General features: G+C 71.4%; 16 protein-coding genes and 1 pseudogene. 12 read left to right on the top strand and 5 right to left on the bottom strand.

What is annotated here, in order from left to right:
• Positions 1 to 205 precede the first annotated feature (205 nt).
• Positions 206 to 1,708: a M4 family metallopeptidase gene (locus OH735_RS20685; protein ID WP_406386658.1), complete on the top strand. Its 1,503-nt coding sequence runs from the start codon at positions 206 to 208 to the stop codon at positions 1,706 to 1,708.
• A gap of 27 nt (positions 1,709 to 1,735) precedes the next feature.
• Here OH735_RS20685 and OH735_RS20680 read toward each other — a convergent pair whose 3' ends face one another.
• The gene (locus tag OH735_RS20680) at positions 1,736 to 3,142 is read right to left on the bottom strand and encodes a M1 family metallopeptidase (RefSeq protein ID WP_406382987.1); all 1,407 of its coding nucleotides are present in this window, start codon (positions 3,140 to 3,142) and stop codon (positions 1,736 to 1,738) included.
• Positions 3,143 to 3,231: 89 nt separating this feature from the next.
• On the opposite strand from OH735_RS20680, the pseudogene OH735_RS20675 reads away from it, so the two are divergent.
• Together OH735_RS20675 and OH735_RS20670 are read left to right on the top strand one after the other, a co-directional pair.
• Positions 3,232 to 3,357, top strand: a pseudogene (locus OH735_RS20675) (LuxR C-terminal-related transcriptional regulator); the annotation flags it as partial.
• Between the two features lie 48 nt (positions 3,358 to 3,405).
• Positions 3,406 to 3,903 carry a hypothetical protein gene (locus tag OH735_RS20670; protein WP_384449338.1) on the top strand — a complete coding sequence of 166 codons (498 nt, stop codon included), beginning with the start codon at positions 3,406 to 3,408 and terminating at the stop codon, positions 3,901 to 3,903.
• 8 nt (positions 3,904 to 3,911) lie between these two features.
• Here OH735_RS20670 and OH735_RS20665 read toward each other — a convergent pair whose 3' ends face one another.
• From OH735_RS20665 to OH735_RS20655, 3 genes are read right to left on the bottom strand one after another with little or no spacing between them, the layout of a single operon-like run.
• Positions 3,912 to 4,589, bottom strand: a complete 678-nt coding sequence (locus OH735_RS20665; protein ID WP_406382986.1) for a pentapeptide repeat-containing protein — start codon at positions 4,587 to 4,589, stop codon at positions 3,912 to 3,914.
• 44 nt (positions 4,590 to 4,633) lie between these two features.
• Positions 4,634 to 5,110: a GNAT family N-acetyltransferase gene (locus OH735_RS20660; RefSeq protein ID WP_406382985.1), complete on the bottom strand. Its 477-nt coding sequence runs from the start codon at positions 5,108 to 5,110 to the stop codon at positions 4,634 to 4,636.
• Between the two features lie 31 nt (positions 5,111 to 5,141).
• Positions 5,142 to 6,131, bottom strand: coding sequence for an aminoglycoside phosphotransferase family protein (locus OH735_RS20655; RefSeq protein ID WP_406386657.1), 990 nt, complete (start codon positions 6,129 to 6,131; stop codon positions 5,142 to 5,144).
• A 24-nt stretch (positions 6,132 to 6,155) separates the two neighbouring features.
• Here OH735_RS20655 and OH735_RS20650 point away from each other — a divergent pair, with 24 nt between their 5' ends.
• The 4 genes from OH735_RS20650 to OH735_RS20635 all read left to right on the top strand — a co-directional run bounded on the left by OH735_RS20650 (position 6,156) and on the right by OH735_RS20635 (position 13,206).
• Positions 6,156 to 6,836 carry a rhomboid-like protein gene (locus OH735_RS20650; protein ID WP_406386656.1) on the top strand — a complete coding sequence of 227 codons (681 nt, stop codon included), beginning with the start codon at positions 6,156 to 6,158 and terminating at the stop codon, positions 6,834 to 6,836.
• 61 nt (positions 6,837 to 6,897) lie between these two features.
• Positions 6,898 to 8,298 (top strand): NAD(P)/FAD-dependent oxidoreductase, encoded by a 1,401-nt coding sequence (locus OH735_RS20645; RefSeq protein ID WP_406382984.1) that lies wholly within the window; start codon positions 6,898 to 6,900, stop codon positions 8,296 to 8,298.
• Between the two features lie 331 nt (positions 8,299 to 8,629).
• Positions 8,630 to 11,938, top strand: coding sequence for a right-handed parallel beta-helix repeat-containing protein (locus OH735_RS20640; protein WP_406382983.1), 3,309 nt, complete (start codon positions 8,630 to 8,632; stop codon positions 11,936 to 11,938).
• 77 nt (positions 11,939 to 12,015) lie between these two features.
• Entirely contained in the window at positions 12,016 to 13,206 is a 1,191-nt protein-coding gene (locus OH735_RS20635) for a S8 family serine peptidase (protein WP_406382982.1), read from the top strand.
• Between the two features lie 63 nt (positions 13,207 to 13,269).
• On the opposite strand, the gene eccCa is transcribed toward OH735_RS20635, so the two are convergent.
• On the bottom strand, positions 13,270 to 17,244 hold the full coding sequence (gene eccCa / locus OH735_RS20630) for a type VII secretion protein EccCa (RefSeq protein ID WP_406382981.1): 3,975 nt from the start codon (positions 17,242 to 17,244) through the stop codon (positions 13,270 to 13,272).
• Positions 17,245 to 17,449: 205 nt separating this feature from the next.
• On the opposite strand from eccCa, the gene eccD reads away from it, so the two are divergent.
• From eccD to OH735_RS20605, 5 genes are all read left to right on the top strand, one after another.
• A complete protein-coding gene (gene eccD / locus OH735_RS20625) occupies positions 17,450 to 18,856 on the top strand; it encodes a type VII secretion integral membrane protein EccD (RefSeq protein ID WP_406382980.1) in 1,407 nt (468 codons plus the stop codon).
• Between the two features lie 12 nt (positions 18,857 to 18,868).
• Positions 18,869 to 20,350, top strand: a complete 1,482-nt coding sequence (gene eccB / locus OH735_RS20620) for a type VII secretion protein EccB (protein WP_406382979.1) — start codon at positions 18,869 to 18,871, stop codon at positions 20,348 to 20,350.
• Positions 20,351 to 20,548: 198 nt separating this feature from the next.
• Entirely contained in the window at positions 20,549 to 20,908 is a 360-nt protein-coding gene (locus OH735_RS20615; RefSeq protein WP_389991173.1) for a WXG100 family type VII secretion target, read from the top strand.
• Positions 20,909 to 20,977: 69 nt separating this feature from the next.
• On the top strand, positions 20,978 to 21,304 hold the full coding sequence (locus tag OH735_RS20610; protein WP_362195029.1) for a WXG100 family type VII secretion target: 327 nt from the start codon (positions 20,978 to 20,980) through the stop codon (positions 21,302 to 21,304).
• A gap of 83 nt (positions 21,305 to 21,387) precedes the next feature.
• Entirely contained in the window at positions 21,388 to 21,876 is a 489-nt protein-coding gene (locus OH735_RS20605; protein WP_406382978.1) for a type VII secretion system-associated protein, read from the top strand.
• Position 21,877 lies beyond the last annotated feature (1 nt).

Raw genomic sequence — 21,877 nt, 5'->3', positions numbered from 1 at the left:
TCTGCGAACAACCACAGTTGACCGCATAGCGAACACCAGGTGACCACCTTCGGACACGATCAGGTCAAAAGATTGACCGGCCACTGTCAAAGTCACTGCAACTGGTGCCACTCTCTCCGGGCCCCCTCACCAAACGTGCGTGCCAAGTGAAGGAGACCGAGTGAGAATCGCTCTGCGTACTGCTGCGATCGCCGCGTCCGCCGCCATGGTCGTCGTCGGAGTACAGACAGGTTCGGCAGGCGCCGCCCCGGACCGCGCGGCCGGTGCCACCGCCCTGCCGCTCAGCGCCTCTCAGCGCGCCACGGCCATCCAGGACGCCCAGGGCCGGGCCGCTTCCGTCGCCACGCAGATCAAGCTGGGCGGCAAGGAGAAGCTCGTCGTCCGCGATGTGATCAAGGACGCCGACGGCACCGTGCACACCCGCTACGAGCGCACCTACGACGGACTGCCCGTGCTCGGTGGCGACCTCGTCACCCACGCCAGGAAGGACGGCTCGCTCAAGGGGGTGACCCGGGCGACGTCGGCCACGATATCCGTGCCGTCGTCGGACGCCACCGTCGCCGCCAAGTCCGGTGCGCGGAAGGTGATCTGGGCCGCCACCGGAAAGCCCGCGCTCGCGTACGAGAACGTGGTCACGGGCACCCAGCCGGACGGGACGCCCAGTGAGCGCCACGTCATCACCGACGCCACCAGCGGCAAGGAACTCTACGCGTACGAGGCCATCGACACGGGTTCCGGAACCAGCCAGTACAGCGGCACCGTGCCCCTCGGAACCACGGCCTCCGGGTCCGGTTACAACCTGACCGACGGCGGCCGCGGCGGCCACACCACGTACGACCTGAACGGCTCCACCAGTGGCACCGGGACGCTCTTCACCGACGCCGACGACGTCTGGGGCAACGGTCTGCCCACCAACCGTCAGACCGCCGCCGCCGACGCCCACTACGGCGCCGCCACGACCTGGGACTTCTACAAGAACGAGCTGGGCCGCAACGGCATCGCCGGCGACGGCAAGGCCGCGTACTCCCGGGTCCACTACGGCAACGCGTACGTCAACGCGTTCTGGTCGGACAGCTGCTTCTGCATGACGTACGGCGACGGTTCGGGCAACCTCAAGCCGCTCACCTCGCTGGATGTCGCCGGACACGAGATGAGCCACGGCCTGACCGCGTCCACCGCCGGACTGAAGTACAGCCGTGAGTCGGGCGGGCTCAACGAGGCGACCAGCGACATATTCGGCACCGCGGTCGAGTTCTACGCCAACAACAGCAGCGACAGCGGCGACTACCTCATCGGCGAGAAGATCGACATCAGGGGCAACGGCACCCCGCTGCGCTACATGGACCAGCCGAGCAAGGACGGCGCCTCGGCCGACTACTGGTCGAGGACGGTCGGCCGGCTCGACGTCCACTACTCGTCCGGGCCCGCCAACCACTTCTTCTACCTGCTGTCGGAGGGCAGTGGCGCGAAGACGATCAACGGCGTCTCCTACAACTCCCCGACCTCCAACGGCTCCACCGTCACGGGGATCGGGCGCGCCAAGGCCGTCCAGATCTGGTACAAGGCGCTCAGCACGTACATGACGTCGTCCACCGACTACGCCGCGGCCCGCGTCGCCACCCTCAAGGCGGCGACCGATCTGTATGGGGCGGGCAGCGCGGAGTACACGGCCGTCGCCGCCGCCTGGAGCGGCATCAACGTGAAGTAGTCCGAACAGCGGTACTCCGGGAGCCGGTCAGTCCTTCGAGGCGGGCCGGCTCTTCCCGTACAGCCAGGTGTTCCACAGCTCCGTCAGATCCTGCCCGGTCGTCTTCTCCACGTACGCGGTGAAGTCGGCGGTCGACGCGTTGCCGTGCCGGTGGGCCTTCGTCCAGCCCTTGACGAGCGCGAAGAAACGCTCGTCGTCGTCCACAGCCTGCCGGATCTTGTGGATGACCATCGCCCCGCGCCCGTACACCGGTGCGTGCGAGATGTCCGCGGCCGTCGGCGGATCGGCGGGCGGGAAGGCCCAGTTGTCGTCGTCCTCGAAGGCCGCGTCGAACCGGCCCTGGACCGGCCGGCCCTCCTTGTCGTCCTCCCACAGCCACTCCGCGTAGGTCGCGAAGCCCTCGTTGAGCCACATGTTCCGCCAGCTCTCGGGCGTGACGGAGTCCCCGAACCACTGGTGGGACATCTCGTGGACGAGGAGCCCGGCGTCCGGCGTGCCGGGGAAGAACGGCCGGTGCTGGGTCTCCAGGGCGTACCCGGAGTCCCCGGGACGCCCGACGACCGCCCCCGTCGCGGAGAAGGGGTACGGGCCGAAACGTTCCGCCTCCCACTTCACGACCTCGGGGACCCGGGCGAGAATCCGCGCGCTCCCCGCCGCCACCTTCGCGTCGGCGGCGCTGAACACCTTGATGCCGTCCGGGGTGGTCGACGTCTTCGTGTCGAAACGGCCGATGGCGACCATCGCGAGATAGCTCGCCATCGGTTCGGCTACGTGCCAGTGGTACGTGGCGGTGCCGCCCGCGGTCCTGCGCGAGGTCAGCTCGCCGTTGGAGACGGCCGTCAGACCCTTCGGGACAGTGACGGTGATGTCGTACGACGCCTTGTCGCTCGGGTGGTTGTTGCCGGGAAACCAGGCCATCGAGCCCGTCGGCTCGCCGAGCGCGACCGATCCGTCCGCCGTCCTCAGCCAGCCCTCCTTCGACGTGTCGGGGTCGGTGAGGGCCTGCGGAGTGCCGGAGTAACGGACGACCGTACGGAACGTCCTGCCCTTGCGGAGCCGGTCCGCGACGTCGGCGTCGGGGCGCAGCGTCAGCTCGTGGCCCGCCCGGTTGACGGCGGCGGGGCGGCCCTCGACGGTCGCGGACCGGACGGTGAGCCCGGCAAGGTCGAGGTTGAAGGCGCTGAGGTCCTGGGTGGCACGCGCGGTGATCGTGGCGGTGCCGCTCAGGTGGTGGGCCGCCGGATCGGCGTCGAGGACGAGGCCGTAGTGCGTGACGTCGTAGCCGCCGTTGCCGAGCTTCGGAAAGTACGGGTCGCGCAGACCGGCGGCCCCGGGGGTGCCCGGGACACCGCCGCAACCGGTGGAGGTGGTCAGAACCAGCAGGACGAGGGCGGCGGCGCGGACCGTGCGGCGTACCGGTGTTCGCTGGTTCACGCCTGTGATCCTAGGCCGGGCCCAGGGGCGGAACCCCGGAGCGCCGGTACGTCGGCACGGCGGGAAACCTGCTTCGCGAGGACGGCGACGCCGGCGTCCTGTTCATCAGCGAGGCCACGGTCAAGACCCACCTGGGCCGCATCCACGACAAACTCGGCGTCGACACCCGCGCGGGCGCCGTCGCCGTGGCGAAGGAGCAGCGGCTGCTGTCGTAGCTCACCCTTGCGGAACGAAGAGGCCGTCGGCCATGGCACCATCGAACTGTGCTCGACATCGGCTACTCCCTCTCCCGACGCTTCCCCGATCCCCCGCAGACCGACTACCGCCGCGCGGACGTCCACGCTCTGCGGCACGATCTGTTCTCCGGGGACGTCTACCTCGCGGACACCAAGGCGGACCGCGAGGTGTCCACGGCCTGGGGGTGGGTGCCGGTGCTCGACTTCGCGTGGGCGTTGTGCGACATCGTCGAGCAGATCGACCAGGACCCGCGCGGCAACCGCTCGCACCGGCAGCAGTTCGCCGAGCTCGACTTCACCGAGTCGTCCGACCGGATGCTCTTCGAGCGCCGCTTCGGCTGGGTCGACGTCGAGGCCGACTGGATGCCCGGCGACGAGCCCCCGCTCACCTTCAGTCACTCGCTGCTGCGCCGCGAGGCCCGAGACTTCCTGCACGATCTGATCGCCGACCTCGCCGACATGCACGAGGGGCTCGCCGACAACCCCGTGATCTGGGACCTCCAGGCCCGCTTCCCCCGGGTCTGACCCCCTGGCTACGCCTCCACCCGCACCCCGATCTGCGCCGCGAACGCCGGTGCCAGCTCCATCAGCTGCGCCGGGCTGATCACCGCACCCGCCAGCCGCTCCACCCCGCGCGCGATGTCCAGCTCCGCGACCGTCCGCAGGTCCACCGACTCCATCCGCACGGAACTGAAGTCGGCCCGCTTCAGCACACAGTCACGGAACTCCACCCGCATCAGCTGCGCATCCCCGAAATCCGGCTCGGACAGCACACAGCCCTCGAACACCACGTCCTTCAGCCGCGCCTTCCGCAGATTCAGGTAGTCGATCTTCCCGCCGCGCACCAGCACCCGTTCCAGCACCGCACCGTGCAGCTGCACCCCGCCCAGCCGGGCGTCCACCACCTCCACGTCACGCAGTGACGCCCCGGCGAGATCGGTGCCCACGCCCCGTACGCCCGTCAGCACCGAGTCGATGAAGCGGGACCTGACCAGCTCCGTACGGTCCAGGGCGCAGCCGTCCAGCGCGCAGTCCATGAACCGGGCCCCCGGACCCGGCTCGTCCGCGAGATCCGTCCCCTCGAAGCAGAGCCCGTCGTAGTCCCCGTCGGGCTCCAGCCCTTTCCCCTCGTACGGAACGAGCGGCGGCAGCCGCACCTCCGGCCGCCGTGCCGCTGCGATCGTGTCCGTCTTCCTGCTGCTCCGTGCCATGCCCTCCATCGTGAACCACCCCACTGACAACGCCCCCGCTCGGCCTACCGCCCGCCGAGCTCCGCCAGCGCCCCGTCCGTCAGCCGGTACACCGTCCACTCGTCCTGCGGCCGGGCGCCCAGCGACTCGTAGAACGCGATGGACGGGGCGTTCCAGTTCAGCACCGACCACTCCAGACGCTCGTAGCCGCGTTCCACGCAGATCCGCGCCAGCTCCGTCAGCAGTGCCTTCCCGTGGCCGCCGCCCCGCCGCTCCGGACGTACGTACAGGTCCTCCAAGTAGATGCCGTGCACGCCGCGCCACGTGGAGAAGTTCAGGAACCACAGTGCGAAGCCGACCGCCTCGCCGTCCTCGTCCGACTCGGCGATGTGCGCGTACGCGGCGGGCCGCTCGCCGAACAGTGCCTCGTGCAGCTGTTCCTCGGTGGCCTTCGCCTCGTGCAGGGCCTTCTCGTAGTCGGCCAGCTCACGGATCATGGCGTGGATGACGGGGACATCGGCAGGGGTTGCGGTACGGATCATGAGGGCAGCGTAAGCACGGGCGATATTCCCGCTACGCCCGCCCCAGCAGCTGCCGGGCGATCTCGGTCTGCTGCGGCGCCAGCCGCCGCGCCCCGTCCGACACGTCCCACAGGCCGTTCTGCAGCAGCCGCCCCAGCGTCCACGCCCGAGCCCGCTCCCGGTCCAGACCCAGCGTTTGTGTCATCAGATCGAAGCGCCACCGCACCGCCGCCGCGTCGAACCTGTTGACCAGCGCCGGAAGCAGCTCGAACCCCGGATCGCCGACCAGCGGCTTCGGGTCGATGGCCACCCACCGGTGCGCCGCCTCCGTCCCGGCCAGCACGTTCCCGTAATGCAGGTCCCAGTGCAGCAACCGGTCCCCCGGCTCCCCCGCGACCTCCCGCACCGCAGCCGCGCAGTCCGCCAGCAGCCGCCGCTCCTGCGCGTCGGCCAGCTCCCTCACCGCCCCCGGCGCCGCATCCAGGAGCCGCGCCGCGATGTCCCCGAGGCCCCGCAGCCCCCGGTCCGCCGGAGCCGGGACGCCCGCCGGAACCGGAACGGACGCCAGAGCCGGAACGGATGCCGGAGCCGGAACGTCCGCCGGAGCCGGGACGGACGACAGCCGGGCCAGCAGGCCCGCCAGGATCCGCGCCGCCTCCCGCTCGTCCGCCACGGCGTTCAACGAGCGGTGGCCGTCCAGCCGCTCCAGCAGCAGCGTCCCCGTCGCCGCGTCGTGGTCCAGCAGCTCCACGGCGCCCGCGCCCGCCTCGCCCCACACCCGCAGCGCGACCGGCTCCCCCACCGTCTCCTCGTCCACCGGCTGCAGCTTCAACGCCGCCCGGCGACCGTCCGCCACCCGCACGACCGGAAGCACCAGCGCGCACACCCCATAGAACGCCGCACCGTCCCGCCGGAGCCCCCACCGCTCCAGGAACCCGGCGGCCAGCCCCGGCAGCGCCGCGACGAAGGCCCGGCCGGCCGCTCCGTTGTATGCGGTCCGGGTCTCGATCAGCTCGTCCGGAATGTCGATCACACGGACGATCGTAGAGCCGTGCGTCAATCGGATATGACTCCGAGCAGCCCCGCCCCGCCCACCCGGCGCCGTACCACCGCCGGTTCGTGGATCCGCAGCGCCGGCTCCTGGATCCGCAGCGCACCGGGCACCTACATCTGGCTGACCGCGCTCTTCGTCACCACCGTCCTCATCCACCAGATGCCACCGGACTTCGAAGAGGACTTCCTGCGCCAGCGCTCGACCAACATCCACGAACTCTCCCGGGACCCCGTACGCGTACTGATCGCCAGCGCCTTCTGGATCGACAGCGGCCACTGGGTGCCCTACGCCGTCCTCTACACCGTCTTCCACGCCAACGCCGAACGCTGGCTCGGCACCCTGCGCTGGCTCGCCGTCGTCATCGCCGCCCATGTCCTCGCCACCCTCGTCAGCGAAGGCGTCCTCGTCTGGACCATCCGGCACGGCCACGTACCGCAGTCCGCCGCCAACACACTGGACGTCGGGGTCAGTTACGCGCTCGCGGGCGTCGTCGCCGTCCTCACGTACCGCGTTCCGCCGCCCTGGCGGTACGTGTATCTCTTCGCCGTCGTCGTCTTCTACGACGTCCCGCTCATCACCGGCCGCACCTTCACCGACCTCGGCCACTTCACCTCCGTACTCATCGGCCTGGCCTGCTACCCACTGGTGAGGTCCCGGTCCCGGCCGCAGACGAAAACCCCTCCGGCACAGTAATCTCCCGCCCCAGAGGGAACAGCTGCAACCACGGCGTCACACCGGACAAAGCAGGGGCAACATGAGCACCGTCAGCACCGCCAACGGCGGCATATCGTTCTGGTACGCGGACCAGGGCACCCCCGCCCCCCGGGAACCCCTGCCCGGCGACACCACCGCCGACATCTGCATCGTCGGTGGCGGATACACCGGCCTGTGGACCGCCTACTACCTGAAGAAGGCCGTCCCCTTCCTCAACATCACCCTGCTCGAAGCCAAGTTCTGCGGCTACGGCGCCTCCGGGCGCAACGGCGGCTGGCTCTACAACGGCATCGCGGGCCGCGACCGCTACGCGAAACTCCACGGCCACGAAGCCGCCGTACGCCTCCAGCAGGCGATGAACGACACCGTCGGCGAAGTCGTCCGCGTGGCTGCCGAGGAGAACATCGACGCCGACATCCACCGGGGCGGTGTCCTCGAAGTCGCCTACACCCCTGCCCAATTGGCCCGGCTCAAGGACTTCCACTCCGTGGAGATCGCCTTCGGCGAGAAGGACCGCGTCCTGCGCGGCGCCCGCGAGACCGGCGAACGCGTCAACGTCACCGGAGCCGTCGGCTCCACCTGGACCCCGCACGGCGCCCGCCTGCACCCGGTCAAACTCGTCAAGGGCCTCGCCGCCGCCGTCGAGGCGCTCGGCGTCACCATCCACGAGTCGACGCCCGTCACCGAGATCAGGCCCAAACACGCCCACACCCCGTACGGCACGGTCCGCGCCCCGTACATCCTGCGCTGCACCGAGGGCTTCACCGCGAACCTCAAGGGCCAGAAGCGCACCTGGCTCCCCATGAACTCCTCGATGATCGCCACCGAGCCGCTGCCCCGGTCCGTCTGGGACACCATCGGCTGGGACGGCCGCGAAACCCTCGGCGACATGGCCCACGCCTACATGTACGCCCAGCGCACCGCCGACGACCGCATCGCACTCGGCGGCCGCGGCGTCCCGTACCGCTACGGCTCCGCCACCGACAACGACGGCCGCACCCAGCCCGCCACCATCGAGGCCCTCCGCGACATCCTCGTCCGCCTCTTCCCGACCACCGCCAAAGCCCGCATCGACCACGCCTGGTCGGGCGTCCTCGGCGTCCCCCGCGACTGGTGCGCCACCGTCACCCTCGACCGCTCCACCGGCCTCGGCTGGGCAGGCGGCTACGTCGGCTCGGGCGTCGCCACCACCAACCTCGCCGCCCGGACCCTGCGCGACCTGATCCAGCAGGACTCCGGCCAGTCCGGTCCCACCGACCTGACCACCCTGCCGTGGGTGAACCACAAGGTCCGCCGCTGGGAGCCGGAACCCTTCCGCTGGCTCGGCGTCCGCGGCATGTACGCCGCCTACCGGGCCGCCGACCGCCGCGAACTCAGCTCGCCCCGCCCGGGCACGGACCCCATCGCGAAGGCCGCGGACCGGCTGGCAGGGCGGCACTGACCGGATCGTTCCGTTCAGCACGCCGGTTCGCTTCACAGCTCGAGGATGCGACAAATCGCCCATGATCGGTCGCCTCGGCCGGAATGCGGACACCGGACGGCGCGGAACCCTGTTCCCGCCGCGGCGGCCGGTCCCCTCCCCTTCGGCTCGCTTCCTCCGGATTCCTCACGGACGGTTCCGCACGGACGGTTCTCACCACCGGTTTCCTCACGGACGACAGTGGCGGGCCGTCCGCCCCGGAAGGCATGATGGGCACATCAGTTCCACACGCCCCGGGAGCGAGCGGACGCCGTACAGCGGAACGACGTCGGGGCGCCCGGGAGGTCAGAACGTGTCACGCCAGCTGCTCACCGTCGCGCAGGACGGGGCGGGCGACTGCCGCACCATCTCCGAGGCTCTCCGCATGGCCCGCACCGGAGCCGTGATCAGCATCGCCCCCGGGCGTTACGAGGAGAGCCTCACGCTCGCCACTTCCCTGACACTGACCACCACCGAGGGCCGCGGCACAGTGGAGTTGGCCCCCCGCAGGGGCTCGGCGCTGACCCTGGCCTGCGACTCGGCCATGGTCAACTCCCTTGTCCTGCGGGGCCACGACGAGGAACTGCCGGTGGTGGACGTCCCGCGTGGGCAGCTCCTGCTCGACCGGTGCGATGTGTACGGCGCCTCCTGGGCGGCGCTGTTCGCCCGGGGCACCGGCTCGCTGGCGGTGCGTCAGTGCCGGATCGAGAACCCCAAGGGCGCCGGGGTGGTGTCCACTTCGGCGGTGGAAAGCCTCCTGGAGGAGTGCGTCGTCGAGCACCTGGGCACCTCCGCCGTGGTCGCCGGCGAGCGGGGCAACGTCTCGGTGCGCGCGAGCAGACTCCGTGACGCGCGCGGCAACGGCGTCCTCGCCAACGGCCGCGCCCAGGTGCTGGTGGAGACGTGCGAGATCTCCGCCGCCGACAAGCCCGGCGTCGCCGCCGAGGAGGAGAGCACCGTCACCGTGGCGCGGTCCACCGTGACGGACTCGGTGGTGGGCGTGTTCATGAGCACCACTGGCGCAACCGTCCTGGAGGACGTGACCGTACGGAACACCACCGGACACGGGTTCGTGGTCAGCGCCGGTTCCTCGCCCACCCTGCGCCGCTGCCGCACGGAACGGACCGCGGGGCACGGGCTGTTGGTGACGGAGCGCAGCCGCGGCTTGTTCGAGGAGTGCGTGTTCGTCGCCGCCCGGGACTCCGCGATCCGCGTCACCGACTCCTCGTCCCCGGTGCTCACCGGGACCGCGGTCCGTGAGCCGGAGGGCATCGGCGTGCTGCTGGAGGAGGACTCCGCCGCGGAGATCGACCGGCTGGAGGTGGTCGGCAGCGGCGGCAGCGGGGTGCTGATCCGCGCAAGTGCCAATCCGCTGCTGCGGCGCACCACCGTGGCGCGCTCCGCGTCGCACGGAGTGGAGGTCCTGGGGGACGGCCGCGGCCGGCTGGAGGACTGCCGGATCGAGGAGTCCGAGGGCGCGGGACTGCACGTGTCCGGGCACGGGAACCTGTACGTCGGGCAGGGCAGGCTGCTGTCCACGAAGGGCACCGGTGTGCACGTGGGCGCCCTCGGCACGGTGACCCTGCGCGACACCGAAGTGAGTGACTGTCAGGCCGCGGGGGTCCGCGTTGAGGAGCAGGGCGAACTGACGGCGGCCCGGACGCGGGTGCGGGACGCGGGCGAGCACGGGGTGCTGATCGCGGCAGGCGCGCGGGCGTCCCTGAACTCCTGCGAGGTGACCGGTTCGGCCGCCGACGGGGTCCGGGTGGAGGGCCTGGATCCGGTCTCGGTGATCGGGTGCACCCTGCGGGACAACCGGGGCAGCGGGCTGCGCCAGTCCGTGCCCGGCGACCGGCTCGCCGTGGAACAGCTGACGAGCGCCGACAACGGCGCCCCGGACGCCTGGGGCAGCGCCGCCGACGCGGCGGCGGCCGGCGACGGCCGGCTGCCGGGCGGGGCGGCCGTCGTGACCGCTGCCGAAGTCGACGCGGAGAGCGGCGCGGTGACGGAGCTGCATTCCTTGATCGGCCTCGACGACGTCAAGGACCAGGTACTGACGCTGATCAACCTGAACCGCATGGCGCAGCGCCGGGCCGGTCTCGGCATGCCGGCTCCGCCGATGAGCCGCCACCTGATCTTCGCGGGCCCCCCGGGCACCGGTAAGACCACGGTGGCCCGCCTCTACGGTTCGATCCTCGCCTCGCTCGGGGTGCTGCGCTCGGGCCATCTGGTGGAGGTCTCCCGGGCCGATCTCGTCGCGCAGATCGTCGGCGGGACGGCGATCAAGACGACGGAGACCTTCAACAAGGCGCTCGGCGGGGTGCTGTTCATCGACGAGGCGTACACGCTCCTGTCGGACTCCGCCGGTTCGGGGGCGGACTTCGGCCGGGAGGCGATCGACACCCTGGTGAAACTGATGGAGGACCACCGCGAGGACGTCGTGGTGGTGGCGGCCGGCTATCCGAAGGAGATGACGGACTTCCTCGCCTCCAACCCGGGGCTGGCCTCGCGATTCACCCGCAGCGTGGAGTTCTCCGACTACACCTCGCAGGAACTGGTCACCATCGTGGAGCGGATGTGCTCCGCCCACCGTTACGAGCTGGACGGGGAGGCCCGTTCGACGCTGCACACGCACTTCGAGCGGATGCCCCGTGACGCCGGCTTCGGCAACGGACGCACCGCGCGAAAGGTCTTCGAGGAGATGGTGGACCGGCAGGCGTCCCGGCTCGCCGCCCGCGGCGATGTCGGCGAGCGCGACCTGACGCTGCTGACCGCCGAGGACGTGGGCCTCCCCCCGGCCGCCGCTGCCGCGGACGACCAGGACCCGCTGCTGCGCCTGGACGCGCTCACCGGTCTGGCCGCGGTCAAGCGCGAGGTGAGCGACCTCGTCAACCTGCTGGCGACGGCGCGGCGCCGGGCCGCGGCCGGGCTGCCGGCCCCCCGGATCAGCAACCACCTCGTGTTCGCCGGCCCGCCCGGTACCGGAAAGACCACGGTGGCCCGCCTGTACGGCGAGCTGCTGGCCTCCCTGGGTGTGCTTCCGCGCGGGCAGCTGGTGGAGGTGGCCCGGGCGGACCTGGTGGGCCGGTACGTCGGACACACGGCGCAGTTGACCAAGGAGGTCTTCCAACGCGCCCTCGGCGGTGTCCTCTTCATCGACGAGGCGTACACGCTGACGCCCGGAGCGGCCGGCTCCTCCTCCGACTTCGGCCAGGAGGCGGTGGACACGCTGCTGAAACTGATGGAGGACCACCGTGACGAGGTGGTGGTGATCGTGGCCGGTTACACGGAGGAGATGGACCGCTTCCTCAACTCCAACCCGGGTCTGGCCTCGCGTTTCACCCGGCACGTCGAGTTCCCGGACTACTCCTCGGACGAGTTGGTCACCATCGTGCGCCAGAGCGCGGTGGACAACGGCTACGAGTGTGCCCCGGGGGCGGCCTCGGCGCTGCGGGCGCACTTCGAGGCGATCCCGCGCGGCCGGACCTTCGGCAACGCCCGTCTGGCGCGTCAGACGCTGGAGGCCATGATGACCCGGCAGGCGCGTCGGCTCAGTGCCGTGGCCGCGCCGAGCCTGGACGATCTGCGGCTGCTGCTGCCCGAGGACCTGCGCGAGAACTGAGCGTACGGGCCGGCCCCGTACGCGACCGAGAAGAAGCCCCCGCCCCGCCCGGCGGCGGCCCGAACCGAGGACGTGCCATGCGTCGCCGTACCAGTCTGCTGCTGTGTGTCACCGCCCTCGCGGCGCTGGCCGGACCGGCTCCCCTCGCCGTGGCGCGCGTCGCCGAGGACGGCGGCACCACGCTGCCCGGCATGCCCGACCGGCTTTCCGAGGGCCAGGGCTGTACGACCGTGCGGGGCAAGAACACGGCGGCGGCTCCGTGGACCCGGGGCGCCCTGGGGCTGGACCAGGTGTGGCGTCTGTCGCGGGGGCGCGGGGTGACGGTGGCGGTGGTCGGCACCGGGGTGAGTGACGAGCCGGCCGTGCTCGCGGGCCGGGTGCGGGTGCGGGGCGCGGCGGGCGACGACTGCGTGGGCCGGGGCACCTTCCAGGCGGGGCTGGTCGCCGGGGCCGCGCTGTCCGGCCAGGGCTTCTCCGGGGTGGCGCCGGAGGCGCGGATCCTGGCCGTGCGGGGCACCGGGGAGCGCGGCGAGCCGGACGCGGAGCGGCTGGCGGCCGGAGTGCGGGAGGCCGCCGAGGCCGGTGCGGACGTCATCACGGTGGCCGTTCCGATGGACGGCTCCGACCGGCGGGTGCGCGAGGCGATGGCCGTGGCCCGCGCGAAGGACGCCCTGGTGATCGTGCCGGCGGCGGCGGACAGCGCACCGCCGGGCACGTCCGAGGCGCCCCCTGCCCCGGTGGCCCCGGCCCAGGCCCTCGCCGTGCTCGACACCGGGCCGCAGGGGACACGGCCGGAGTCCGCACCGGCCTTCCGGCACGCCGACCTGTCCGCGCCGGGCGGTGCCCTGGTGGGGCCCGGCCCGGTGGGCGACGGCAAGTGGACCGCCTCGGGTTCCTCCCTGGCCGCGGCGATCACCGCGGGCACCGCGGCGCTGGTGCGCTCCTACCACCCCGGTCTGAGCGCCGCCGAGGTCCGCGAACGGCTGCTGACGGGTGCGTATCCGGGGGATCTGCCCGCGCTGGACCCGTACGGGGCGGTCGCCGGGGTCGCCCGCGGCACGGCCCCGGCAGTGGCCGCGCAAGCGGACCCGATCCGGCTGCCCCACGCGCCTCAGACGGCGGGAGCCCGGTCGACGGCCTATCTGGTGACGGCCGCCGCGACGGGAATCGTGGTTCTGGTGGCCTTCCTCGCGCTGGTCCTGCCGAGGGGCCGGGGCCGCCGCTGGCGGCCGGGCAGGCTGGACGCCGAGGGCCGGCCGCTCGCCTGACGGCGCGGTTCCTCCCGAAGTCCGCGCAGGCGTCAGCCGGTACCGGCTGACGCCCACCGCGGCTCACTCCTCCTCGGCGGTCTCCGCACCGGGCTCGGGCAGGGCGAGGTGGACCAGCCGGGTCTTGCGGCGGACGACGCTCTGGGCCCGGCCGGGCGGCAGGATGCGCGGCTTGACGTTGTCGAGGAGGTATCCCTCCGACGGCGGGCAGGACAGCAGCAGGGCCGACGAGTTGACCTCGTTCATCTTGCGGACGAGGGCGTCCGCCCGGCCCGCGCCGGTGGAGGCGCGGGCGACGATCATGTGCAGGCCGATCTCGAAGCCGAGCGGCAGATGGCTGAGCAGCGGCTCGAAGGGGCCGTCGAAGGGCGAGCCGACCATCTCGTAGTCGTCGACGATCACGAAGAGGCGCGGCCCGTTCCACCAGTCGGCACGGCGCATCCGGGCCGGGGAGATGTCCTCGCCGGGGAGCCGTCCGGCCATCGCGCGGGCCACACCGTCCACGTACTCACGCAGCGGGTCCGCGGAGACGGCGTGCCCGAGCCGGTACTCCTCGGGGATCGCCTCGATCAGTTCCCGGCGGTAGTCGACCACCAGGAAGCTCGCCTCGTCGGGGCTGTGGGTCGCCATGATCCGCTGGGCCAGCAGCCTCAGCGCACTGGTCTTGCCGCTCTCGGTGTCACCGACCAGGTAGAGGTGCGGGCTCTGGCCGAAGTCGTGCCAGACGGGCGCGAGTTCCACCTCGTCCAGGCCGATTGCCACACGCAGTGCCCGGTCGGAGGCGGGGAGTTCGGCGGCGGGCAGGTGAGTGGGAAGCATCCGTACCGCCGGCGCCGACGGGGCGTCCCAGCTCTCCGCGACGGCCTCGACGAGGTCGGCGAGCGCCTCCGAGAGGTCCTCCGCCTGCTCCTGCCCGTCGATCCGGGGCAGGGCCGCGAGGAAGTGCATCTTGTCGGGGCTGAGACCGCGGCCGGGCGAGGTGGGTACGGTACCGGCCTTGCGGATGTCGATGGCGGAGTCCATGGGGTCGCCCATGCGCAGTTCGAGCCGGGTGCCGATCTGGTCGCGCAGCGCGGCGGACACCTCCACCCAGCGCGAGGTGGCGATCACGAGGTGGACGCCGTAGTTCAGGCCGCGGGCGGTCAGTTCGCCGAAGACACCGAGGTCGTCGAAGAGGTCGTTGCGCACCGTGGACCAGCCGTCGACGACGAGGAAGACGTCCCCGAAGGGCTGGTCGGCGAATTCACCCGCCGCGCGCCGCTTGCGATAGGTGGACATCGAGTCGATGCCCTCCTCCTGGAAGAACAGCTCGCGCCGGTTGAGCAGCGAGGTGACCTCTGCGAGGGTGCGGGATATCCGCTCCCGGTCCAGGCGCCCGGCGACCCCGCCGACGTGCGGAAGGCCCGCGAGCGAGGAGAGGGCGCCGCCGCCGAAGTCCAGGCAGTAGAACTGTACTTCGCGGGGGGAGTGGGTGAGGGCGAGGGAGCAGATCAACGTGCGCAGCAGGGTGCTCTTGCCGCTCTGCGGTCCGCCCGCGACGGCGACGTGGCCACCGGCGCCGGAGAGGTCGACGGTGAGCAGGTCCCGTACCTGTTCGAAGGGACGGTCCACGAGGCCGACCGGAACGCGGAGCCGGCCGCGGTCCGGGGAGCCCGCGACGGTGAGCCCGAAGTCGGGGTCCGGGGTCAGCGGCGGCAGCAGGGCGTCGAGGCTGGGCGGGGTGTCCAGCGGGGGAAGCCACACCTGGTGGGCGGGCGGTCCGCTGTCGCGCAGCCGGTCCAGGGCGAGGCCGAGCAGGCTCTCCTCGGTCTCCGGTTCGGTCTCGGGCTCCGGGTCGGGAGCGGCCGGCAGGGTGTGGGGCACCACCCATTCGGTTCCCCAGGCAACCACTTGACGGGCGATCTGCTCCCGGCGGGCACCCCGGCGGGGCGCCTTGTACGAGCCGGACACGTAGGCGGCCCGGAAGCGGGTCAGGGCCTCGACGCCGCTCTTGAGATAGCCGCTGCCGGGCTGCGAGGGCAGGTGGTAGGCGTCGGGGACGCCGAGGACGCCGCGGCTCTCGATGGCGGAGAAGGTACGCAGACCGATGCGGTAGGAGAGGTGGCCCTCCAGCTGGTTCATCCGGCCCTCCTCCAGCCGCTGGGAGGCGAGCAGCAGGTGTACGCCGAGCGACCGGCCGAGCCGGCCGATCATGATGAACAGCTCCATGAAGTCGCGGTGCGCGGCCAGCAGTTCGCTGAACTCGTCGACGACGACGAACAGGCTGGGCAGCGGCGCGAGCGGCGTCCCGGCGGCGCGGGCCCGCTCGTACTCCAGGAGGGAGGCGTAGTTGCCGGCCTTGCGCAGCAGTTCCTGACGGCGGATCAGTTCACCGTGCAGGGCGTCCTGCATGCGGCCGACGAGGGCGACCTCGTCGGCGAGGTTGGTGATGACGGCGGAGGTGTGCGGCAGCTCGTCCATGCCGAGGAAGGTGGCGCCGCCCTTGAAGTCGACGAGGACGAAGTTGAGCGTCTCGGAGGAGTGGGTGAGCGCCAGTCCGAGGACGAGGGTGCGCAGCAGCTCGCTCTTGCCGGAGCCGGTCGCGCCGATGAGCATGCCGTGCGGGCCCATGCCGCCCTGGGCGGACTCCTTGATGTCGAGCTCGACGGACGTGCCGTCCTCGCCGACGGCGATGGGCACCCGCAGCCGTCCGCGCCCCTCCACGGGGTGGCGCCAGAGCCGGGCGGGCTCGTGCCGCCGCAGGTCGGGGATGCCGAGCAGGGTGGTCAGTTCGGTGTCGGTGACGAACGGCTCCGAGGCCGTGACACCGCCGCCGAGCCGGTACGGGGAGAGCCGCGCGGCCAGTCCGCGGGCGGCGGCCGGTCCGAGGCTGTCCGGCTGCCCCAGCAGAGTGGCCTGCTCTTTGCGGTCGCGATCAGTCCGGACGAGGTGCAGTCCCTCCTGGTCGAGGCGGAGCCGCAGCGTGCCCCGGGCGGCCTTCCAGGCGAGGGCCCCGCCGAGGTCCACCAGCACGGTGTTGCGGTAACCGGGCCCGGTGACGCGGTGCCCCGAGGGCACGGCCCCGCCGTCGACCACGACCAGGGTGAAGGGCTCGTCGCGCCCCGGCGGGGTCTCCGGGTCGAAGGGCGGCCGCTGGGTGAAGTCGGCGCCCAGCAGCTCCTCCAGGGCCTGGAAGTCCGCCGCCGCGAGCCGGGCCTGACCGGCGCCGTCCCGCTGGTAGCCGTGCTGGGCGTGGGGCAGCCACTTGAGCCACTCCCAGGCGGCGCGCCGCTCGTCGCTCACGCAGAGCGCGATGTTCAGCTCCTCCGGGGCGTGGAAGGTGACCAGTTGGGCGATCAGAGACCGCAGCAGGGCCCGGGCCCGCTCCTCGTCCTCGCCCTCCTCCCGGATCACCACCCGTGACCAGGCGCGCAGGTACAGGGCGATGGGCTGGTCCGAGACGGTGCCGTAGGCGCGGATGAAACTGCGCAGGGCGTGCGCGGAGAGCGGTTCGAGGTCCTCGACCGGTTTGGTGGCGAGCGGCGCGAGACGCACGGCGAGCTTCTGGTCGCCGACCGCCACCCGCACCTCGGCGAAGTCGTCGTCGGAGGGCCGGCGTTCCCACTGCCTGCTGGTGCCGGTCAGCGCCCACAGGGCGGCGGGTGCCGGATGGCGCCAGGCCAGGGCCTTCTGCTGGGCGCCCACCGTGACGCGGATCTTGCGGCGCATCTGCGTCAGATAGCGCAGGTAGTCGCGCCGCTCCCCCTTGAGTTTGCGTTTGCGTTCACCGGCGGTGCGGATCAGCTGCGCGAGGATCATGGCCACGGAGGAGAGCAGCATCAGCCCGATGGCTATGTAGCTGAAGGCGGTCGCCTGGCCGGGGCGCAGGAACATCATGAGCATCGCCAGCGAGGTGAGACCCATCGGCAGGTACGTCCACATGGCGGACGTGTTCGGTTCCGCCTCCGGCAGCGTGGGCGGCTCCTGGAGGCTGAGTTCCCCGTCGGGCATGTCGGGACCGCGCCGGCGGGCGGGACGGCGGAACAGAACGGTGCTCACGCTGGGTGTCTCCTCGGGGCTCGTCGCGTCCGGTCCTCAGGCCGCTCGCGCGGTGTTCCGCCGGTGCGGACCGCTCCCCGCCGGCCAGCGCGAGCAACGGGCCGTCAAACGGCCCGGGGGGCCTGGGACCTGACGTGTTGTCCAAGGTAATGTGCGCTTCCCCACTTCGGTACCCCGGCCCCTCGGAGAGGTGCGGCCACCCGCCATGACGGAAACTTCGGGCATATCGAGCCCCGGTCTGTGCCGACTCACAGTGAAGACCCCCAAGCGTCTGCTCGACCTTGCGGTGCCGGTCGACGTCCCCCTGGCCGACCTCCTGCCGACCCTTCTCGACCATGCCGGTGAGGAACTCGCGGAGCAGGGAATCGAACACGGCGGCTGGGTGCTGCAACGGCTCGGCGAGGAACCGCTGGACGAGGAGAGCACCCCCGAGGTGCTGTCCCTGCGCGACGGGGAGACGCTCCATCTGCGGCCCCGCGTCGACGCGCTGCCCGCGATCCACTTCGACGACCTCGTGGACGGGGTCGCCAGCACCATGCGCGAACGCCCCCACGGCTGGGACAGCCGCACCGGCCGCTGGCTGCTGCGCACCTCGGCCGCGCTGCTGCTCGCCGCCGGCTGGGTGGTCTGCGCCCTGCCCGGGGGGGAGGGACCGGCCCGGGCCGCCGTCGCCGGCGTCGCGGGACTGCTGGTTCTCTTCGGTGCCGCCGCGGCCTCCCGCGCGGTCGGGGACTCGGCCGCCGGAGCCGCCCTCGGGGTCTTCGTGTCGCCCTACCTGGCGCTGGCCGGCGCCTTGCTGCCGGTCGGCGAGGCGGACGGCGGCGGGCAGTTGACCGGCGCCCGCCTGCTGGCCGCGTCCGCCGCGGCCGTGGGCGGTGCGGTCCTGGCCGTGGCCGCGGTGGCGGCCTTCGTCCCACTGCTGCTGTCGATGGCGGTGATCGCCCTGGCGGGGGCGGTGTGGGGGACGCTGATGCTGACCCTGAACGTCGGCTTCGGACACGCGGCGAGCGTGGTGGGCGTGCTCACCGTCGCCGTCGGCGGTCTGGTCCCCGGGCTCTCCTTCCGGCTGTCGGGGCTGCGGTTGCCCGTCCTGCCCTCCAACGCCGAGGAGTTGCAGGAGGGCATCGACCCGCACCCGCACGGGCACGTCGTCGGCCGCACCGCGCTGGCCGAGGAGTGGATGACCGCCTTGTACGTGGCGGTCGGCCTGGTCTGCGCCGCCGTGCTCACCGCACTGCTCCTGGACGACCCGGGCACCCCGGCCCGGGTCACCGCCGGGGTCCTCTGCCTGCTCCTGCTGCTGCACTCCCGTGCCATCGGCAACGTCTGGCAGCGCCCGGCGGTCTTCCTGCCCGGCCTGTACGGACTGGTCCTGGCGGCCCTCACCGAGGGAGCCGAGCTCTCCCCCGAAGACCGTCCGGTCCTGCTCGCCGCCCTGTTCGCCCTCGCGGGCATCGCGGCGATCACCTCCTGGACGGTGCCCGGCCGCCGGGTCCTGCCCCACTGGGGCCGGGCCGGCGACATCCTGCACACCTGCGCGGCGGTGGCACTGATCCCGCTGGCCCTGTGGGTACTCGGCGTCTACGGCGACCTGCGCGCCATTTCCGGCTGACGGGGGCACGGCATGCAGTCCAGGAAAGACCAGGTCCAGGCCCACATGTTCGTCATGGGCCGGCTCACCGGCGGCATGCTGCGCCACGACCCGGACGCCCCGGAGAGCCCCGTCGGCCGCACCAACCGCGGCCTGGCCTGGGGCATCGGGCTCGGCGTGGTGCTCGTCGTCGGCTTCCTGCTGTTCGGGCTCATCTCCCCGACCGGCACCAAGACCTGGCGCACGGCGGACGCGCTGATCGTGCAGAAGGACACCGGTACGCGCTACCTGTACCTGGACGGCCGACTCCGCCCCGTACGCAACTACGCCTCAGCACGCCTGATCTCGCAGAAGGAGCTGGGCACCGTCACGGTCTCCGGGGCCTCTCTGCGCGGCGAGGCGCACGGCACCCCCATCGGCATACCCGGCGCCCCGGACTCACTGCCCGGTCCCGGTGACCTGGAGAAGGGCGCCTGGCAGGTCTGCGCCGACGAGCCGCAGCACACCGGCCCCGACGGCGCCGACCGGAAGGCCCGCACTTCCCTGCGCCTCGGCTTCCCGGCCGACGGCGACTTCCCCGGCAGGCAGGAGAGTGTGCTGGTCAAGGGCCCGGACGGGATGAAGTACCTGCTCTGGGGCGAACACCGGATGCGCATCGGCGGACACGGGGCCCTGCAGTCGCTCGGCTACTCCGGCGCCATCCCCGCCCCCGTCTCGGCCGCCTTCCTGGACAGCCTGCCCGCGGGCGCGGACCTGGTGGCCCCCGAGGTCGACGGCCGCGGTACGGCGACGGGCCGGGTCGCCGGTGCGACGGCCCGGGTGGGTCAGGTCTTCGCGCTCTCCTCTCCCGGCACCGCCAAGCAGTACTTCCTGCTGGAGAAGGCCGGGCTGCGCCCGCTCACCGCTGTGGCGGCGGCCCTCGTGCTCGGCGACGACCGCACCGCGAGCCAGGCCTACCAGGGCAGGGCCCCGAAGCCGCTGACGCTGACCGCCGACGAGCTGACCCGGCGGCAGGCCGTTGCCGGGAAGACCGCGACGGACCCGGCGGACTGGCCCGGCCGCGCCCCGGCCCTGCGGACCATCGCCACCGGCTCGGCGCTCTGCGCCCAGATCCAGCCCGAGGGCACCGCCCCCCGGGTGCGTCTCGCCCTGGTGCAGGAGACCGGAAGTGCCCCGGCCCCGGCCACCGGTCCCGAGATCGCGCGGGCCTGCCTGCCGGTGGACGGGGTCGCCGTCCGCCCGGACGGCGGCGCGCTGGTGCAGGCGCTCGGTGCCGGCGGCGGGGTGCGCGGCACCACCACGTACCTGGTCACCGACATCGGTGTGAAGTACCGGCTGCCGGACGCCACCGCGGTGGAGCGGCTGGGCCTGAAGGGCGGTCACGCTCAGGCCGTGCCGTCCAGGCTGCTGGACATGCTGCCCACCGGGCCACGACTGGATGTGGCCACGGCGACGGGCAGTCAGTCGACGGACAGCTCAGCGGCATTGACAAAACCGCAGTCGAACTGTGGGTGAAGCTCTACCGACTTGACGGCATCTTTCCCCATGTCGTGGCCCCTGCTTCCGGGTTCGAACATCAGAAGAACCTCAAATGACTCACAGAACGTTGCATGGGTCACACAGGTCTCTTTAGCATCAGGCTTTATCTAGACGAGTGTTCGACTCTCCCCTCTCGTCAGTTCTCATTGCCGCGCGTCAGACAAGGAACCCACCATGGCGACTCCGCCGCCTCCCGGTAACACCCAGACTTCGGACCAGAGTGAGAACCAGCGCGGCTACAACGCCCTCTCCCAGGCCAAGGAGGGAGTGACGAGGGCCCAGAACGACGTGAAGACCGTGATGGACGGCCTCATCAGGGCCTACGGCGGCGCGGACGGCACGGCGTTTCAGAGCCTGCTCAACGAGTGGAGCGGCCAGGTGGACGTGATCACCCGGAGCATGGGCGAGATGATGCAGACGCTGACCGAGACCGGGCAGGCGCAGTCGCGCACCCAGGCCGAGATCAACGACTTCATCCAGGCGGCCAAGCGCTCCAGCATCTCCCAGGGCACCGAGAACAAGCTCAACCCCTGAGCCGGGTTCACTTCCTGAGCCGACCGCCTTCGTCACCTCTCCCATCCGTCTGCCGTTCGAGGAGCTTTCATGCCCGACTTCTACGCCAACAAGACCGACGGTGTCATTCACGTCGAGTACCAGCATGTCGACCGCGCCGCAGAGGACATGCGGATGCAGACGAAGGCGATCCAGAACACCGTCACCGCGCTCAACGAGGAACTGGCCGGCCTCCGCGGAGCCTGGCAGGGTGCTGACGCCTCCGTGTACGGGCAGAAGCAGAACGAGTGGAACCGGGCCTCGGAGGGCCTCGGCACCATTCTCCAGAGCCACAGCGCCCTGCTGAACCAGATCAGCGAGATCTACCGGAAGCACGAGAACCGCAGCGCCGACCAGTGGTCCAACGTGCGCATCTGACCTGCCGCCGACAGCGCCACCGGCAACGACCGGTGGCGCTGGGACGTCCCCACCACCCCGCCCCGCCGTTCGAGAGAGAGACCATGGCCGAAGGTATCGATCTTTCCCATCTCGACGAGGACCATCTGAAGAAATTCGTCAACGATGGGACCAATGGGATCCAGGCTTTCATCGATGCACTGGGCAACTTGCAGAAGACGGATAAAATTCCCGCGGGTCTGTGGACGATGCTCCGCCTCTCCAGCGCCTTGACCCAAAAGGGCGTGTACTTCGCCGAAGGCCCCCAGCTCGGCAAACTGGCGGTGAGCGACGAAGACATGAAGACTCCGATCAGCGCGGTCGCCTTCATGAAGTACATCAGCGACAGCGCGACCTCACTGAACGGGATCATAGAAGATCAGGGAACCCTTTTCGGCGACATAAAGAAAGCTCTGCTGGCCACCATCAAGGACATGGCGGAAACCCAGCAGGGAACGCTCGACGACATCAAGGGACAGGACCTCCTGAACGACTGGAAGCAAATAGACAAGGACCTCAGCCCCAAGCCGCAGGGGACCAACACCGGAACCTGAC

It is taken from the genome of Streptomyces sp. NBC_01618, from assembly GCF_045209435.1.
In the GTDB taxonomy this organism is placed as follows: domain Bacteria; phylum Actinomycetota; class Actinomycetes; order Streptomycetales; family Streptomycetaceae; genus Streptomyces.
Note: the sequence above shows the minus strand (reverse complement) of the source record. Positions and strands in the feature narration are given on the sequence as shown.